The sequence below is a fragment of the Haloprofundus halophilus genome, assembly GCF_003439925.1.
Classification (GTDB): domain Archaea; phylum Halobacteriota; class Halobacteria; order Halobacteriales; family Haloferacaceae; genus Haloprofundus; species Haloprofundus halophilus.
Genome location: NZ_QQRR01000001.1, coordinates 1,463,872 through 1,481,388 on the forward strand (window position 1 = coordinate 1,463,872; position 17,517 = coordinate 1,481,388).

At 66.0% G+C, this 17,517-nt stretch carries 17 protein-coding genes and 1 tRNA gene; 13 read left to right on the plus strand and 5 right to left on the minus strand.

What is annotated here, in order from left to right; genetic code table 11:
* The first annotated feature begins 6 nt into the window (after positions 1–6).
* Positions 7–3,657, plus strand: a complete 3,651-nt coding sequence (locus DV709_RS07325) for a PAS domain S-box protein (RefSeq protein WP_117593178.1) — start codon at positions 7–9, stop codon at positions 3,655–3,657.
* A 93-nt stretch (positions 3,658–3,750) separates the two neighbouring features.
* A complete protein-coding gene (locus DV709_RS07330; protein ID WP_157972680.1) occupies positions 3,751–4,071 on the plus strand; it encodes a HalOD1 output domain-containing protein in 321 nt (106 codons plus the stop codon).
* Positions 4,072–4,114: 43 nt separating this feature from the next.
* On the opposite strand, the gene DV709_RS07335 is transcribed toward DV709_RS07330, so the two are convergent.
* Complete coding sequence (locus DV709_RS07335) at positions 4,115–5,425, minus strand: MATE family efflux transporter (protein ID WP_117593184.1); 1,311 nt, start codon at positions 5,423–5,425, stop codon at positions 4,115–4,117.
* A 158-nt stretch (positions 5,426–5,583) separates the two neighbouring features.
* On the opposite strand from DV709_RS07335, the gene DV709_RS07340 reads away from it, so the two are divergent.
* A complete protein-coding gene (locus DV709_RS07340) occupies positions 5,584–6,015 on the plus strand; it encodes a gamma-glutamylcyclotransferase family protein (RefSeq protein ID WP_117593186.1) in 432 nt (143 codons plus the stop codon).
* 253 nt (positions 6,016–6,268) lie between these two features.
* On the plus strand, positions 6,269–7,480 hold the full coding sequence (gene ilvA / locus DV709_RS07345) for a threonine ammonia-lyase (protein WP_117593189.1): 1,212 nt from the start codon (positions 6,269–6,271) through the stop codon (positions 7,478–7,480).
* 27 nt (positions 7,481–7,507) lie between these two features.
* Here the strand turns inward: ilvA and DV709_RS07350 are convergent, their stop codons facing one another.
* Positions 7,508–7,885, minus strand: a complete 378-nt coding sequence (locus DV709_RS07350; RefSeq protein ID WP_117593192.1) for a hypothetical protein — start codon at positions 7,883–7,885, stop codon at positions 7,508–7,510.
* Positions 7,886–7,975: 90 nt separating this feature from the next.
* On the opposite strand from DV709_RS07350, the gene DV709_RS07355 reads away from it, so the two are divergent.
* Entirely contained in the window at positions 7,976–8,356 is a 381-nt protein-coding gene (locus tag DV709_RS07355) for a Rid family detoxifying hydrolase (protein ID WP_117593195.1), read from the plus strand.
* Positions 8,353–8,553 (plus strand): hypothetical protein, encoded by a 201-nt coding sequence (locus DV709_RS07360; protein WP_117593198.1) that lies wholly within the window; start codon positions 8,353–8,355, stop codon positions 8,551–8,553. The genes DV709_RS07355 and DV709_RS07360 overlap by 4 nt, the downstream gene beginning before the upstream one ends.
* Before the next feature lie 26 nt (positions 8,554–8,579).
* Here DV709_RS07360 and DV709_RS07365 read toward each other — a convergent pair whose 3' ends face one another.
* Complete coding sequence (locus DV709_RS07365; protein ID WP_117593200.1) at positions 8,580–8,819, minus strand: hypothetical protein; 240 nt, start codon at positions 8,817–8,819, stop codon at positions 8,580–8,582.
* Between the two features lie 89 nt (positions 8,820–8,908).
* Between DV709_RS07365 and DV709_RS07370 the strand changes: the two genes are divergently transcribed.
* From DV709_RS07370 to DV709_RS07390, 5 genes are all read left to right on the plus strand, one after another.
* Positions 8,909–8,989, plus strand: a tRNA-Ser gene (locus tag DV709_RS07370).
* Positions 8,990–9,590: 601 nt separating this feature from the next.
* The gene (locus DV709_RS07375) at positions 9,591–9,776 is read left to right on the plus strand and encodes a hypothetical protein (RefSeq protein ID WP_117593203.1); all 186 of its coding nucleotides are present in this window, start codon (positions 9,591–9,593) and stop codon (positions 9,774–9,776) included.
* Between the two features lie 338 nt (positions 9,777–10,114).
* Positions 10,115–11,752 carry a thermosome subunit beta gene (thsB, locus tag DV709_RS07380; RefSeq protein ID WP_117594173.1) on the plus strand — a complete coding sequence of 546 codons (1,638 nt, stop codon included), beginning with the start codon at positions 10,115–10,117 and terminating at the stop codon, positions 11,750–11,752.
* A gap of 240 nt (positions 11,753–11,992) precedes the next feature.
* Positions 11,993–12,892, plus strand: a complete 900-nt coding sequence (locus DV709_RS07385; protein ID WP_157972681.1) for a hypothetical protein — start codon at positions 11,993–11,995, stop codon at positions 12,890–12,892.
* 62 nt (positions 12,893–12,954) lie between these two features.
* A complete protein-coding gene (locus tag DV709_RS07390; protein ID WP_117593207.1) occupies positions 12,955–13,947 on the plus strand; it encodes an ornithine cyclodeaminase family protein in 993 nt (330 codons plus the stop codon).
* Positions 13,948–13,985: 38 nt separating this feature from the next.
* Here DV709_RS07390 and DV709_RS07395 read toward each other — a convergent pair whose 3' ends face one another.
* Together DV709_RS07395 and DV709_RS07400 are read right to left on the minus strand one after the other, a co-directional pair.
* Positions 13,986–14,219 carry a DUF7535 family protein gene (locus DV709_RS07395; RefSeq protein ID WP_117593210.1) on the minus strand — a complete coding sequence of 78 codons (234 nt, stop codon included), beginning with the start codon at positions 14,217–14,219 and terminating at the stop codon, positions 13,986–13,988.
* Positions 14,220–14,331: 112 nt separating this feature from the next.
* A complete protein-coding gene (locus DV709_RS07400; protein ID WP_117593213.1) occupies positions 14,332–15,771 on the minus strand; it encodes a short-chain fatty acid transporter in 1,440 nt (479 codons plus the stop codon).
* Between the two features lie 232 nt (positions 15,772–16,003).
* Between DV709_RS07400 and DV709_RS07405 the strand changes: the two genes are divergently transcribed.
* Together DV709_RS07405 and DV709_RS07410 are read left to right on the plus strand one after the other, a co-directional pair.
* Positions 16,004–17,167: a thiolase domain-containing protein gene (locus DV709_RS07405; RefSeq protein WP_117593220.1), complete on the plus strand. Its 1,164-nt coding sequence runs from the start codon at positions 16,004–16,006 to the stop codon at positions 17,165–17,167.
* Positions 17,160–17,495, plus strand: a complete 336-nt coding sequence (locus DV709_RS07410; protein WP_117593222.1) for a Zn-ribbon domain-containing OB-fold protein — start codon at positions 17,160–17,162, stop codon at positions 17,493–17,495. The genes DV709_RS07405 and DV709_RS07410 overlap by 8 nt, the downstream gene beginning before the upstream one ends.
* Positions 17,496–17,517 lie beyond the last annotated feature (22 nt).

Genomic DNA, 17,517 nt, shown 5'->3' on the forward strand with positions numbered 1-17,517 from the left:
CACTCGATGAACGACAGGGACACTGTGGCGACGGAGCTACAGTTCCAAACGCTACTCGACTGCACCGACGGGGTCGCGGTGTTCGTTCTGGATGTCGACGGGCAGGTCGTGTCGTGGAATGCGGGAGCGGAGCGGATGACGGGTCGAACTGCTGACGATGTGGTCGGACAGCCGCTGTCGGTGTTCTACCGACCGTGCGCGGAGACAGAGACGCCGGCGTCGCTGTGCGACGCCGTGACTCGGAACGGTCGCGCCGAATCGACCGGGTGGGGCCGCGGGCCCGACGAGGAGAGGCGTCGCCTCGATTTGGAACTGCGACCGGCGGAAGACGGAACCGGCACCGAGGACCGATTCGTCGCCGTACTACGCGAACACGACGGCGAAGATACCGAAACCGAGGGGGACGATAGGGGGGTCGACGAGGACGATAGAAGGGTCGACGAGGACGATAGAAGGGTCGGCGAGCGGCGAGACGGAATCGACGACGACCGAAGCCCCGGGGACCCGGTTATCTCAGACGGCCTCTTCGAGGTCGCCGGGGACGCGCTCTATCGCCTCGACACGGACAGGCGGTTCGTCACGGTGTCGGAGGGTGTCGCGTCGATAACAGGGTACAGTCAGGAGCAACTGCTCGGCGAACACGTCTCGAGGCTGTTCGACGCCGAGACCGCCGAGCGGTTGCACCCGCTTGACGGCGCGTCGACTGCTCCCGACGACGGCGACGTGAGGACGGCGACGACCGCGCTGAAAACGGCGGACGGGTCGTCCGTCCGCTGTGAGGTTCGGAGTCGGATGGTCGGCACCGGTGACCGGGTTCGAGGGAGCGTCGGCGTCGTCGAGCGCGCCTCCGACCGCGTCGGCGACCCGTCCAGCCCGGCCCACCGGCGCGAAGTCGTCCAGCGACTTCTCAACACGGCACCGGTCGCGCTCGCGGTCAGGGAGAGTCAGACCGGGGTCACGGTGGGCAACGCACGGGGGCGAGAGCTGTTCGGTTTCGCCGCCGAGGACGACTCGCGGGCGGTGGGACCGTCGGTTCGCTTCTTCGACGCCGAAGGCGAGCCGATGGCCGTCGACGACCGACCGATACGCCGCGCGGAGCGGACGCTCGAACCGGTGTACGGCGAGGAACTCGTGGTCGAACGCGCGGGCGGCAGTCGCCGGTCGCTCCGCGTCGACGCCGTGCCCGTGACCGACGAGACGGGCGAACTCAGACACGTCGTCGCCGTGGCCGAAGACGTCACCGAACGGAAGCAGCGGACCGAGACGCTTCGGCAGCAGCGACGACAGCTCCGAACGGAGCTGAGCGAGGTGCTCGGCCGGGTGACCGACGCCGTGTTCGCGCTCGACACCGAGTGGCGCTTCACGTACGTCAACGAGACGGGCGAGAGGCTGCTCCGGCGCACGGAGGAGGGGCTGCTCGGCGAGTCCGTCTGGGACGCGTTTCCGGAGGCGGTCGGCACGACGTTCGAAGACGAGTACCGGGAGGTGATGCGCCGGCAGGAGCCGACGACGTTCGTCGAGTACTTCCCTCCGCTGTCGGCGTGGTTCGAGGTCCGAGCGTACCCCTCGGAGACCGGCGTGTCGGTCTACTTCCGCGACGTCTCCGACCGGCACCGACGCGAACAGGAACTCGAACAGTACGAGGCCGTCGTCGAGACGGTCGACGACGCGGTGTACGTCGTCGACGGGGAGTCGCGCTTCGCCGCCGTGAACGACGCGTTCACCTCGCTGGTGGGGTACTCGCGCTCGGAACTGCTCGGCGAGAAGAGCGAACTGCTCCGCGCCGACGACGTCGGCGGGACCGTCGAGCGACTGACCCGCGAACAGCTCGACGGCGACCGAACCAGAGCGGTCGTCGAGAGCGAGATTCGACGGCGCGACGGCAGCGTCTTCCCGGCCGCGACGACGGTTACTCCGTTCCCGAGCGACGACGGCGGTTGCGGGCGCGTCGGCGTCGTTCGCGACATCAGCGAGCACAGAGAGCGCGAACGACAGCTCGAATCGCTCTCGAAGGCCGCCGGACGGTTGCTCGACGCGGACTCCCAGCGGGAGATGGCGACTATCGCCGTCGACACCGCGGCGGGGGTGCTCGACGGACCGTTCGTCTCGGTCGCGCTGTACGACGAGACGAGCGGGGCGCTCCGCCCGCAGACGGGGTCGGCGACCGACGGGCGGCTCGCCGACGTGGAGCGATTGCTCGACCCGGAGGCGGAGCTCGCCTGGCAGGCGTACGTCGACGGCGAGCGGTACGTCTTCGAGGACGTCGAACCGGTCGACGAGGAGTCAGATCCGTTCGACGTCGCCGTCTACCCGCTGGGCCGTCACGGCGTCTTCCTCCTCGGGGGGAGCCCGGACCCGAAGACGGCGAGTTTCGCCCGCATCCTCGCGGCCAACACCGAGTCGGCGCTGGACCGCGGCGACAGGGAAGCGCGTCTCGTCGAGCAGCAGACGCAGCTACGCGAGCAGAATCGGACGCTCGGCCGCCTCAACCGCGTTAACGGGGTGACGCGTCAGATTCTCCGGACGCTCGTCGACGCCACCTCCCGCGCGGAGATAGAGCGGTCGGTCTGCGAGCAGTTGACGACGACGGGACCGTATCGGTTCGCCTGGATCGGCGGCCGCGACGTGGTCGACGACACGATCGCGCCTCGGACGTCCGCCGGGTTCGAGAACGGTTACCTCTCGGAACTGCGGGCGCTCACGGACCGAACGCATCCGTCGGTTCGGGCGGTCGAGAGCGCCAACCCCGTCGTCGTCGACGACCTCCACGACGACCCGCCGTTCGACACGTGGCGCAGCGAGGCGCTGAAACGCGGCTACCAGTCGCTCATCTGTCTCCCGCTTCGCTACCACGGCACGTCGTACGGCGTGCTCTGCGTCTACGCCGACCGACCGGACGTGTTCGACGAGATGGAGCGGTCGGTGCTGCGCGAACTGAGCAACACGACGGCGTACGCTATCAACGCCGCCGAGAGCAAGCGAAGTCTCGTCGGCGACGCCGACGTCGAGCTCGAACTCACCGTCGAGGACGACTCGGTCTCGTATCTCCGCGCGAGCGAGGAACTGGACTGTTCGCTGGAGCTCGACGACCTGGTGACGCAGGAGGAGGGCGGTCTCCGCGCCGTCTTCACCGCCCGCGGGGTGGATTCGGAGTCGTTCGTCGCGCACACGAAGCAGACGCTGGACGTTCGAGAGCTCCGTCTGGTCGACGAGAGCGGGTCGGACGCGGTGTTCGAGTGCACCGTCGGCGTCGAACACATCTTCCAGACGTTCGTCGACTACGGCGTCGTCCCGCGGCGGTTCGACGCCGCGGACGGCGTCGGCAACGTCACGGTCACCGTCTCCGACCAGTTCGACGTCCGGTCGTTCGTCGAGACGCTGCGGACGCAGTACGACCGCGTCGAACTGACCGCTCGCCGGGAGCGACCGCGGGAGTCGCCGACGCTCGGGGAGATGCGCGCGCAGTTGAACGCGCAGCTCACCGACCGACAGCGGCAGGCGCTGGAGACGGCGTTCGCCAACGGGTTCTTCGAGTCGCCGCGGTCCAGCACCGAACGCGAGATCGCCGACCGCCTCGGCATCGCTCAATCGACGCTCAACGGCCACCTCAGGGCCGCACAGCGGAAAGTACTGGAGTACCTCTACGAGCCCGACTGAGCGGTACCCTATCAGTATCGCCCCGGACAGACCGGGAGCCGATGTGGATAGTGGAATCTCACATGGGGCTGGATTGCGTATCGAAAATCGAGAATGTCCGATACGGTTACTAAATGGGCCACCAGTAGTCGGCCGGTTTCTATCACTGCGGTCGAGGCTGTCGCCGAGTGTCTGAACAGAAACCCGATGGAGCTCGAGATGTCGCTCGTCGAAGTTGTCGACGCGGACGCCCTCGACGACCTGTTCGACGGAGCCCACCGAAGAGCCAGCGACGACGGTCTGCTCCTCACGATATTCACGTTCTGCGGATGCGAGGTCACGGCTTACGACGACGGAAAAGTCACCGCGACGCGACTCGACAAGCGTGCCAGCGTCACGTCGAACAGCGGTTCGAAAGCGTCGCTCCGACGCTGAGCGTACGCTGACGCTGAGCGTCGCTCCGACTCACAGCGGCCCGTCACCCTTCGGTCGCGCTTCCTCGCTCGGCCATCATTCTCGCCGCGCGACTCGCCCAGTCGCTTCTGCGGAAACTCCAGCCGACGACGAGCGCCATCCAGAGATAGCTGAGTCCGATGCCGAGATACGCGCCGAGCGGACCGTAACCGAGCGTCTCGCCGACCAGCCACGAGAAGCCGAGAAAGAAGCCGAGCATCCCGGTAGTGCGCGCGACGAACGGCGTCCGCGTCTCGCTCGCACCCTGTAACGCCCCCGAGAGCGCGACGAACACGACGAGCACGCACCCCGAGAGCCCGTACACCCGCGCGAAGTTCGTCGCGTACCGGACCGTCTCGGGGTCGTCCGAGAAGAGGCGGACGAACCATCCCGCGCCGAGCACCAAGAGGAGGCCGACGACGCCGACGGTGACGACGCCGAGCGCCGCGACGGCCCACCCCTCGAACCTGGCCCTCTCTGGGTCAGCGTCGCCGAGTGCCTGCCCGACGACGACGCTGGCGGCGACGCTGTACCCGCGAGAGAGCGGACCGGTCACCTGTTGGTACATCCGGCGACCGATCTGGAACCCGGCGTTGACGGCGGTGCCGAAGCCCAGAAGCAGCGAGTTGAACGGGAACTCCGCGAGCGTGGCGACGAACCCCTCGGCGATGCGCGGGAGACTGACCTCGACGAGTTGCCGAGCGATGACCAGGTCGCGGGGCCGCGCGAACGACGCCTCGCTCCACGGCGTCCACATCGCAAGCAGGAGAAGCGCCGCCGTCACGACGTTGGCTGCGGCCGTGGAGACGCCGACGCCGACGACGCGCAGCTCCGGGAAGCCGAACAGGCCGAGGCCGAGCACGACGGTTCCCGAGATGTTGAGCGCGTTGGCGAAGACGTTGATGTACATCGGCGTCCGCGTGTCGCCGGTTCCCTGCAACGAACGCGCGCCGATGAGCGCGACGTGACGTGCCGGTGCGGTGGCGAAGATGAGCGCGAGATACTGCCCGCCGAGCCGGGCGACTCGCTCGGAAGCGCCGAGTATCGAAATCGCCCACTCGCCGAAGAAGACCCCGAACAGCGCGAACGGGACTCCCGTCAGAACTCCCATCAACAGCGCCTGCGTGATGGCCTCGTCGCGGTTGGCCGTCGCGCCGCTCCCGGTGTCCTGACTCGAGAGCGCGATGGCGCCGCCGCCGAGTCCGAGACCGATGCGGAGCGGGAACCGGGCGTAGAGGTCCGCGAGGCCGATGGCGACGACGGCCGCCGGCGAGAACAGCGCCGTCACGATGACGTCTGTCGTCCGCATCAGCGTCCGGAACGTCTGCTCGGCCATCACCGGCCAGGCCAACGAGAGCACCCGCCGCCAGACCGGCCGGAGCCGTCGCCACAGACTCACGGTCGACCCTCGTCGTCTCCGCGCATACGCGGACCAGGATACAGACCGTGTTACGCCCCCCGAAGGGGGAAGTGGCTGCCGGTACTCTCTCCGGTATGGACTTCTTCGTGTACGGGACGCTCACGGACCCCGAACGCGTCGCCGAGCTCGTCGACTCGTACGTGTTCGTCGGCCCCGCCCGACTCTCCGGTCTCCATCCCGTCTCGGGGCGGTATCCGACGCTCGCGCCGGGCGGCGAGGTGGCGGGACGGCTCCTCCGAACCGACGACGTGGAGACGCTCGACCGCTACGAGGGCGTCGACGCCGGGCTGTACGCCCGCGTCCAGGTTCCGCGAGCCTCGGCAGCCGCGAACACGGCCGCCGACAGCGGCGACGACGAGACGCCACCGGACGTAGCGGTGTACGTCGGCGACCCCGAGCGTCTCGACACCGAGGAACCGATTTCGTGGCCGGGCGACGGTCCGCTCGAAGCGCGAGTCCGCCAGTACGTCGTCGACCACGACGTGCGGATACACGAACTCGACTGACGGTTCCGCGAGCGTCGAAACCGACATCTGGTCGACATCTGGTCGATACCTGGTCGACATCTTCCCGCGACAGACGAGTGGCCGACAAGCGTCTGACGGTCGTTCGAGGTCGACGCCGTCTGTCACTTTCACTTTCACTCTGCGTGCCTGATTTTTATATACTCCCACCACTTAGCGGAGGTTGCACGTCACACGTGCATTCCCCTTTCCCCTAAGGATAAACGATTAACAACCACCGACAGGTATCTCGGATATGCTCTCTCTGTCGGACGTTCTGGCGGCCCGCGAACGAGTCAACGAGGTCGCACGTCACACGCCACTGGAGTACTCGCACACGTTCTCGGATATGACCGGGGCGGACGTCCACCTGAAACTGGAGAACTTCCAGCGGACGGGGTCGTTCAAGATTCGGGGTGCGACGAACCGCATCGTGACGCTCTCGGAGGAGGAGAAAGCGGCCGGCGTCGTCACCGCCAGCGCCGGCAACCACGCGCAGGGCGTCGCGCTCGCTGCCACGCGCGCGGGCGTCGAGTCCACCATCGTGATGCCGAAGTACGCGCCGATTTCGAAGGTGAAGGCGACCGAGCGCTACGGCGGCGACGTCGTCCTCTCGGGCGTCGACTACAACGACGCGCAGGTGAAAGCTCACGAGATAGAGGAAGCCGAAAGCCGGACGTACGTCCACGCGTTCGACGACGAGTACGTGATGGCCGGGCAGGGAACCATCGGCCTCGAAATCGTCGAGGACTGCCCGAACCTCGACACCGTCGTCGTCCCCATCGGCGGCGGCGGCCTCATCTCGGGCATCGCCACCGCGATAAAGGCGAAGAAGCCCGATGCACGCGTCGTCGGCGTCCAGGCCGAAGGCGCGTCGAGCGTCGCCGACTCGCTGCAGAAGGGCGAGATACACGAGTTAGAGAGCGTCGACACGATCGCCGACGGCATCGCGACGCGGAACGTCGGGACGGCCCCGTTCGAGGTCATCCGAGAACGCGTCGACGAGGTCGTCACCGTCTCCGACGAGGAGATAGCCGTCGCGCTGATGTACCTGCTCGAACGGAGCAAGACGCTCGTGGAGGGCGCGGGCGCTGTCGCGCTCGCGGCGCTTCTGTCCGATACGTTCGACTACGAGGCGGGCGAGACCATCGTCCCCGCGCTCTGTGGCGGCAACATCGACCTCAACACCCTCACGACGGTCATCCTCCGCGGCCTGGTCGAGACCGGCCGTTATCTCAAGGTTCGGACCGTGCTCAAGGACCGCCCGGGCGCGCTGGAGGACCTCATCCACATCGTCGCCGAGCAGCAGGCGAACATCTACGCCATCCGCCACGACCGAACGTCGCGCGACATCGGGATGAGCGACACCGAGGTCGAACTCGACTTGGAGATGCGCGGCCCGGAGCACGTCGAGGCGTTGCTCGCCGAGATACGCGAGCGGGGGTACGAAGTGGAAGTGCTGGTCTGAAGCGGTCGAGCGCGCCGTGGTCCGTCCCTACCGCGACGATTCGAGGAGCGGACATGCGGCGAGAGCGAGCGAGACGAGGGCGGCAACCGCGAGCACGACGCCGAACCCGAGCAACGGTCGAGTCGGCGGCACGGCGTACCGGACCCCCGCGAGGGCGACGACGGCGTAGCCGAATCCGGCGACCGACTCGGCGATTCGCCGCGCCGTCGTCGACTCCGGCGACCGGAGGTGACGGTACGACACGAATCCCGCGAGAGCGGCACCGACGAGACCGGCGGGGATGCCGAGAAAGAGCGAGAACTCGATAACCGACGACGCGAGTTCGGTGACGAGGCCGCCGACGAGCAGGAGCGTGGAGAGCGCGACGCCGACGGCGACGACGAACGCGTAGCGAGAGGAGTTCACGACGAGGCGTATCGGCGTCTGAGGAGAAGAAGGTACGTCTCGGTCGCCGGGTCCCCGCGTATTAAGTCGTGTCCGCGAGAGCCACCGAGCATGAAGCGAATCATCAGCACGGACGACGCGCCCGCCGCCGTCGGCGCGTACAGTCAGGCGACGACGAACGGTTCCATCCTCTTCACCGCCGGTCAGATTCCGCTGACACCGGACGGCGAACTGCTCGACGACGCCGACATCGCGACGCAGACCGAGCAGTCGCTCGACAACGTGATGGCGATTCTCGACGCCGAGGACGCCGACGCGAGCGACGTGCTGAAGATGACGGTGTTCCTCGGGGATATCGACGACTTCGACGAGATGAACGAGACGTACGCGACGTACTTCGACGAGGAGCCGCCGGCGCGTAGCGCCGTCGAAGTCGCGGAACTCCCGAAGGGCGTCGGCGTCGAAATCGAGGCCATCGCGTCGCTGGAGTGAATCGACGCGTCAAGTCGAGTCTCCTCTGGGGGCTGGTCGGGTTCTTCGCGTTCCTCGTACTCGTGCAGGGGTACGACCTCGCGGTCGGACGACTGCCGCTCGGCTTTCTCGCGCGGGTCGGCGTCGCGGTCGGCGTCGGGGCGGTCGCCGCGGGCGTCTCGTACGTCGCGGAGCGGCGGTTGCTCGCGAGACGGTGACGGCGAGACGGTGACCGCGAACCGGTTCAGACGTCCTCTCGGAGGCGAATCTCGCCTTCGCTCACCGTCTCGACGTACTCTCCCCCGACGGCCAAGTCGTCGGCGTCGGCGTCCTCGCGGCCGAAGACCGCCATAATCGCGTCGGTGACACCGGGGTCGGGGTCGACGTAGGCGACGTTTCCGTCGACGGACGTCACGAGACCGAGTTTCTCGCCCGCGGCGTCGACCAGCACTTTGCCCTCGTCTTCGGAAGTCAGCGTTGCCATCGCCGGTAGTTCGGCCCGTGGTACCGTAGTGCTGTCGGGCGGTGCGAAAGGAAGGGTTTAAACGAGACACCGGCCAAAATTCGATGCGAGCCAGGATGGCCGAGTGGTAAGGCGCACGCCTGGAAAGCGTGTTCCCTCTGGGATCCAGGGTTCAAATCCCTGTCCTGGCGTTCTCGTAGCACAACACTCCTGAGCGGCGCGTCTCGTCGCGCCGCGGGGCGGTGTTGTACGTCGGAACCTGACGACAGGTGATTTGAATCAGGGAAGTCGCAACCTGCGAGCAGAGCGAGCAGGTCCGTCTTCACGTGGTTCAAATCCCTGTCCTGGCGCTTCTACCGCGAACACCACGGCGAACAGCTTGTCTGTTCGCCACCTCGTGAGCGGTGAACGGGAGCCGCAGAGATTTGAAGTAGACCGGACGCGCGCAGCGACGCGAGCACGTCCGGGCGTGGTTCAAATCCCCGTCCTGGCGTTCTCCGACGAACAACACCGCGAACACCGCGAAGCGTGTGCGAGCATCTCAGTGAGTCGGAAACGACTACTGCCAGGATTTGAGCCAGCGAGTCGCAGCGCGAACGGAGTGAGCGACCGTCTCGCGTCGTTCAAATCCCTGTCCGTAGCGCGTCTCCCCCGACAACACCTCCGAGTAGTACACCTCGTCCTCGGCGACTCGCGACGTCCGTCTCCGGCGCGGAGAGTGGTCGCACGTTCGACACGACAGCGAGAATCAGAGAAAGATTGATACGGGTGGCAGACAATCACAAACACGAAATGCCTGACACGAAAAGCGGCCGCGAGAGGAAGGGCAGAAACAAGCGTGCACAGCTGGAGCACCACCTCGCTCGTCGGGAGGTACGGACGCTTGACGTGAACGACGAACCGGAGATATACGACGACGTGGAGGAACTCGACGAAGCCGTTCTCAACCTCTACGCCCTGAACGGTCGAGAGCAGTAACCGAACTCCCCGTTTCGCTTTTTTTGGGTCGACGGCCGAGCCACGCGTCTCGTACGCACAGCGAAGAGACGTACGCTGTCACGCGGAGTCAGTTGCAGATGGCCGTCTGCGGTCGATTTTGTATATAAAAGGCCGATTTTTCCGCCCCGAGCGTCGATTCGAGATTCCTGTTAACACAGTTCATTAGTATCCGGTTCACGGGTCCGGTCCGTGTGTTTTCGAGCGGTGAGTGACAGTGTGTGGCGTGGCGTTCGATAGCTCGTCAGCGGAACTTTTTTATAGAAGCACAAACAATCCCGGTGTAGACCATGAGCCAGCGAATGCAACAGGGTCAGCCGATGATCATTCTCGGAGAGGATTCCCAGCGCGTCAAGGACCGCGACGCGCAGGCGTACAACATTCGCGCGGCCCGCGCGGTAGCGGAGGCCGTCCGCTCCACACTCGGGCCGAAGGGGATGGACAAGATGCTCGTCGACTCGATGGGCGACGTCACCGTCACGAACGACGGCGTCACCATCCTCAAGGAGATGGACATCGACAACCCGACGGCCGAGATGATAATCGAAGTCGCCGAGACCCAGGAGGACGAGGCCGGCGACGGGACGACGACGGCCGTCGCCATCGCGGGCGAACTCCTCAAGAACGCCGAGGACCTCCTCGAACAGGATATCCACCCGACGGCGGTCATCAAAGGCTACACCCTCGCCAGCGAGAAAGCGCGCGAGGAAGTCGACAACATCGCGACGCAGGTCGACCCCGACGACGAGGAGCTGCTGAAGAAGGTCGCCGAGACCTCGATGACGGGCAAGGGCGCGGAGCTCAACAAGGACGTGCTCGCCGACCTCGTCGTCGGCGCGGTCCAGCAGGTCACCGTCGAGGCCGACGACGGCTCGCACGTCGTCGACATGGAGAACGTCAAGATCGAGACGCAGACCGGTCGCTCCGCCGGCGAGTCCGAACTGCTCCGCGGCGCGGTCATCAACAAGGACCCCGTCCACGACGACATGCCCGTCGAGTTCGACGAGGCGAACGTCCTGCTGCTCAACGAGGCCGTCGAAGTCGAGGAGGCCGGCGTCGACACGAACGTCTCCATCGACAGCCCCGACCAGCTCCAGCAGTTCCTCGACCAGGAGGAGGAACAGCTGAAGAAGAAGGTCGACCAGATCGTCGACTCCGGTGCGGACGTCGTCTTCTGTCAGAAGGGCATCGACGACCTCGCCCAGCACTACCTCGCCAAGCAGGGCGTGCTCGCCATCCGCCGGACGAAGAAGTCCGATATCGAGTTCCTCAAGAACGTCGTCGGCGGCAGCGTCGTCACCGACCTCGACGACGTCGGCGACGCCGACCTCGGCTTCGGCTCGGTCCGCCGCGACGAGGAGGACGAACTGTTCTACGTCGAGGGTGAGGACGCCCACGGCGTCACGCTCCTGCTCCGCGGTTCGACCGACCACGTCGTCGACGAACTCGAACGCGGCATCCACGACGCGCTCGACGTCGTCGCCACCACCGTCTCCGACGGCCGCGTGCTCGCCGGCGGCGGCGCTATCGAGGTCGAACTCGCCTCCCGGCTCCGCGACTTCGCCGACTCCGTCTCCGGTCGCGAGCAGCTCGCCGTCGAGGCGTTCGCCGACGCGCTCGAACTCGTCCCGCGCGTCCTCGCCGAGAACGCCGGTCTCGACGCCATCGACACGCTCGTCGACCTCCGCGCGGCCCACGAGGACGGCGACGTCCGCGCCGGCCTGAACGCCTTCACGGGCGACGTGGAAGACACGTTCGAGGCGGGCATCGTCGAACCCGCTCACGCCAAAGAGCAGGCGCTCTCGTCTGCCACCGAGGCCGCGAACCTCGTACTGAAGATAGACGACATCATCGCCGCGGGCGACCTCTCGACCGGCGGCAACGACGACGAGGAAGGCGGCGCACCCGGCGGCATGGGTGGCATGGGCGGTATGGGCGGCATGGGCGGCGCGATGTAACACGACCTTTTACGCTACACTCGGGCGGCAACGCCGCCCTCGTTCGGTAAAAGCTCGGCCAAAAGCACTCGTCGCTCGCTTCAGTCGCTCCGCGACTTCCGCTTGCGACTCGGCCCGCTCGGGCCTGACGGCCCTCGCGGTGGGTGAACTGGACGACTTCCGCCTGTGGTACCGCCGTTCGACCGACTCTCGAATTTTTCAAACACAAAACATATACTGGGTTTCCGAGTAGCGGCGGCTATGCCCTCCAGACGTACAGTCGTCGCTGCCGGATTGGTCGCGATCTCCGGGTGTTCGACTGGTTCGAGTGACGAAGGGAAAACGGACGAGAACCGGCAGACGGAGTCTCGGTCGAATCTGACGACGGCCGACGAAGAAACCGAGAGTGCAACGCCGGTGCAGGAACTTCGCGTCGGCGAGACGGCAGACATCGACGGCGCTTCCGTCACCGTGTCAGCGATAGACACACAGGAGTCGGTCTACGTCACACGAACCGACTGGATGGACGTTCTCACCGCCCACCCAGCGCGATTCGTCTTCGCGTCGGTAACTGCCGAGACCGAGTCAGAGTTCCCAGTATCGCGGTTCAGCCTCGTCGACGACGACGGGCACACCAGCGAATACACCGATTTCGGGAGTCGTCCCGGCTACTCCATCGTGCCCGATAGCGAACCGCATCAGTCGCTCGATGCCGACGGTTCGGAAGGGTGGATCGGATTCTCCCTCCCCGCACCGTACGACGGTGACGGACTCCGACTGACGTTGACCGCAGGTAACGAGACGGCGACGTGGGAACTCCCGGAAAAACTCGTCAAAACGCTTCGTACGCCGCTTCCGACGTTCGAGTACGTCGAGGTCGAGATACCCGAGGGAGCGTCGCTCGACGGTTCTTTCGAGGTGTCTGTTACGGTCCGGAACACGAGCGATGTAGACGGAACGTTTCGCGGGAGTCCGAACGTCAACGAGATGCTGTACGGCCCGTTCTCGCTGTCCGTTCCGGCCGGAATGGAGGAGACGTGGACGACCGAGATTCGAACGTCGGAGTACGCCGACGAGAACGGCGACGAAATCCGTATCTCCCTGTACAGTCCGCTGGAAACCGTCGAACGAACCGTCGTCGCCGACGCCTCGCAGTCGTAGCCGCGACTAACCCCACCGAAGCTTAGCAGTAACTAAATAGGCGCTCCGCAAAATTTGCGAGCATGAAGACGCTGCTCCTCAACAGCGAGGACGTACACCACAACGCTCGGATGCCGGAGCTCATCCGAGCCATCGAGGACGCCTTCGCCGCCTACGAGCGCGGCGACGCGCAGATGCCGCCCAAGTCGTACATCGACCTGCCGCAGTACAACGGCGACTTCCGGTCGATGCCTGCCTATCTGGAGGCCGCCGACTGGGACGCCGCCGGCATCAAGTGGGTGAACGTCCACACGGACAACCCCGGCGACCACGACCTGCCCACCGTCATGGGGACGATGATCTACTCGGACCCCGAGACGGCGTTCCCGCTCGCCATCATGGACGGCACCGAGTTGACGATGCAGCGCACCGGCGCGGCCGCCGCCGTCGCCACCGACCACCTCGCCGTCGAAGGGGCGAGTTCGATGGGTATCGTCGGCGCGGGCGTCCAGTCGTACACGCAACTGCGAGCGATTTCCGAAGTGCGGCCCATCGAGGAAGTCGTCGTCTCCGACCTCGACGAGGAGCGCGTCGCGCGCTTCCTCGACACCTTCGAAGACGAGTTCGACATCCGCGCGGGCAGCATCGAGGAGGCCGCCTCCTGCGACGTGCTCTCGACGGTGACGCCCGTCGAATCGCCCATCGTCCCCCGCGAGGCCGTCGGCGAGCACACCCACATCAACGCGATGGGCGCCGACGCCGAGGGGAAACACGAACTCGCCGACGAGGTGCTTCTGGACGCCAAACTCGTCATCGACGACTACGAGCAGACGACCCATTCCGGCGAGATCAACGTCCCCTACAACGCGGGCGTCCTCGGCGACGACGACATCTACGGCCAGATCGGCGAGATCGTCGTCGGCAAGAGGGAGGGTCGCACGGAAGACGACGGAATCACCGTCTTCGACTCGACCGGACTGGCGATTCAGGACGTCGCCGCCGCCCACGTCGTCTACGAGCACGCCGACGAGAACGACAACGGCTACCCGTTCGACCTGTTGGGTCTGGACGGGTAGTCGTCGGTTAGGAGGTCGGGCTTCGTCGCCGTCTCACGTTACTCCGCTTCCGTCTCGTCGGTTTCTCTGCGCCGGTCGATGCGTTCGAACACCCGCGTGAGCAACCAGACGATTATCACGAACGGGAGCAGCGGGACGATGAGAATCACCAGAAGCAGCGCGTACGTCAGGCCGATGACGTTCATCTCGGTGTCTGGGCGACTCTTGTACCCCGGGGTCACCGTCCGGTAGGCTTTCGTCATCAACCCCGGCGTCTCGTCGTCGGAACTCATGAGTGAGTGTACGACGTCCGCCGGATTAAGCGTTGGTCGGCCGACGGGCCGTTCTCGTCGAACCGGCGGCAGTCGCGGCGCCGAAAGGACGAAAAACGCGTCTGTGCGCCGACTACGCGCCGATTCCCATCCCGAGGAACAGAGTCATCGTGATGGCCATGATGATGAACCCGGCGACCATGGCGACGGTGGTGTAGCCGAGGATGTCGCGGGCGCGTAGTTGCGCCAGTGCGAGCGCCGGAACCGCCCAGAACGGCTGAATCATGTTCGTCAGTTGGTCGCCCATCATCTCGATGACGACGGCGGTGTACAGCGGCATGCCGAGTTCCCGCGTCGTCTCGAGGAGAATCGGTCCCTGTGCGACCCACTGACCGCCGCCGGAGGGGACGAACACGTTGACGATACCCGCGCTGATGAGGCCGAGCACCGGCCACGTCAGCGGCGTGGCGATGTCGGCGAAGAAACCGGCGATGGCCGCGGCGAGTGCGGTTCCCGTGAGCAGTCCAGCGATACCTGCGTAGAAGGGGAACTGAAAGAGGATGCCGGCGACGTTCTTCACGCTCTTGTCCATCTGCGTGACGATGCGCTTCGGCGTCACCCACAGTACGATGGCGCAGAAGATGAAGAACGCGTTGATGGTGTTGAGGTTGATGGCACCGAGACCGCTCTGAAGGACGTCGGAGAGGAAGTAGTACGCCGGGAACAGCGCGATAATCAGACCGAGGAACCGCGAGTTGTTGAGACGGTCGGCGGCGGTAACGCGCGACTGTTCCCCTGTAGCGACGCCGCCGTCGGCGGCGACGCCGGAGTCGGGTGCGTCGTCCTTCGTCTGCAGGCCGGTCGCGATCTCGTCGTAGACGTTCTCCGGTAGTTCGGTTATGTCCTCGCTACCTTTCGGGTGGAGACTCCCCATTACGAGGGGGATGACCGCGAGCAGGAGCACGACGGTGACGATGTTGGTCAGACTACCGATGGTCTCACCGAGCGGGATACCGCCCTGTGCGTACTCGGGGAACGTCGACGGGATCGCCGCCGGGTCGGCCATGATGAGACCGCTCGACGTGGTGATGCCGGAGTGCCAGATCATGAGCGCCGTGTACCCGGCGGCGATGAGAAGCGGGTAGTGAAGCTTCAGTCCCTTCTCCTTGCCGCGGAACGCCACCTGACGGGCGATGACCGCGCCGACGATGAGGCCGATGGCCCACGAGATGAGACCGGCGAGCATGGCGACGAACGAGGTCAGCGCGACGGCCGAGAACTGCGATTTCGGGAGCCCGGCGATTCGTCGTAAGAGCCTCGACACCGCGGGCGACTTCGCGATGGCGTCGCCGACCATCAGCGTGAGCGCGAACTGGGCCATGAACACCAGCAACGTCCAGACGCCGCCGAACCACGCGTCCATCACGCCCGTCGGCGAGGTGCCCACCAACAGCGCCCCGACCGCAGCGATGAGCGTGAGAATGATGACGAGCACGTACGGGTCCGGTACGTACTCCATCGCGATGTCTGCAAACCATTCGCCTAGTCGCTTCACCGGGTCAGTAAGTGCCATACGCTACAGTCCCGAATGAATAATTCATACATAATGGTTTGCCATGTTATCGCATCACAGTCGACAGAAAATTGAGGTTATCTGATATACGTTACTGGTATCGTCAGTACTTGCCATTTCCGCCGAGGTCGTCGGTCCTCCGCCGCAATCGCCGGTTCTCCGGCCCGGCCGTCCCCGCCGCGGCCTTCCGGCGACGTGACGCTTAAGCACCGGGGCCACGGACACACCGCCGATGAACGATGTGTGTGTGGTTGGCACGGGAACCACCGAGTTCGGCGTCCGCGAGGAGGGCATCGTCGAACTCGGCGTCACGGCGGTCGGGCGGGCGCTCCGCTCCTGCGACGTCGACAGGGAGGACGTCGACGCGCTCTACCTCGGGAACTTCGTCGCCGGGATGCTCGAAGGACAGGAGACGCTCGCGCCGCTGGTCGCCGACAGCGTCGGTCTCGTCGGCGTCCCGACGATGAAGACCGAGGGCGCGTGCGCGAGTTCGGGTATCGCGTTCAGACAGGCGTATCAGGCGATCCGAACCGGTATCCACGACGTGGTCGTCGTCACCGGCGTCGAGCGGATGACGAGCGCCGAGACGTCGGAGTTCACCCGCGCGCTCGGAAGCGCCGCCGACCACGGCACCGACGGCGCGACGGGGTTGACGTTTCCGGGCTTCTACGGGCTCGTGCTCGACCGCTACATGCACGAGTACGGCGCGACCCGCGAACAGGTCGCCGCCGTCTCGGTGAAAAATCGGAGAAACGGCGCGTCGAACCCGCGGGCGCGGTTCCGGTCGCCGGTGACCGTCGAGGACGTCGTCGACTCCCGACTGGTCGCTGACCCGCTCCGCCTCTACGACTGCTGTCCCGCCGCCGACGGGGCCGCCGCGGTCGTGCTCGCGTCGGCGGACGTCGCCGACTCGTACACCGACGCGCCGATACCGGTGCTCGGCAGCGGACACGCGACGGGCCGAAGCGCCGCGTACCGCTACGACGACCTGACGACGCTCGAAGCGACGACGCTGGCCGCCGAGGAGGCGTACGACGAGGCGAACATCTCGCCTTCGGACGTCGACGTCGTCGAGCTCCACGACTGTTTCTCGGCGGCCGAAATCGGCGACTCAGAGGACCTCGGCTTCTTCGAGAAGGGCGAGGGCGCGGCCGCCGTCGCCGAGGGTCGGACCGCCGTCGACGGCGAACTCCCCATCAATCCGAGCGGCGGGTTGCTCGCGAAGGGTCACCCGGTCGGTGCGACCGGCATCGGCCAGATTTACGAAGTGTGTCTGCAGTTGCTCGGCGAACACGAGAACCAGGTCGACGGAGCCGAGGTCGGACTGGCGCACAACCTCGGCGGGAGCGGTGCGGTGAGCACCGTCACCGTCCTCGGAGGGCCGTCGCGTGTCTGAGTCGCCCCCGAGGTTCCCGGCGACGCGGTGCGCCGACTGCGGCCACCTGTACGGACACGAGGCGTACATCTGCCGCGAGTGCGGCTCCGAGACGTTCGCGGAGGCACCGCTCGACGGGACTGGGACGGTGTACGCGCGGACGACGATTCGGGTTCCGGGGTCCGACCAGCAGGGAGAGGAGCCGTTCGAGGTGGCCGTCGTCGACGTCGGCGGCGAGGAGACGGTGAGAGTGACCGCGCGCCTCGAAGAGAACCCCGAACTCGGCCCCGACGACCCCGTCGAGTTCGTCGACAGACGAGACGGCGTCTTCTACTTCCGGGCGGCGTAACGCTCCGGGGGTCGAATCGCCG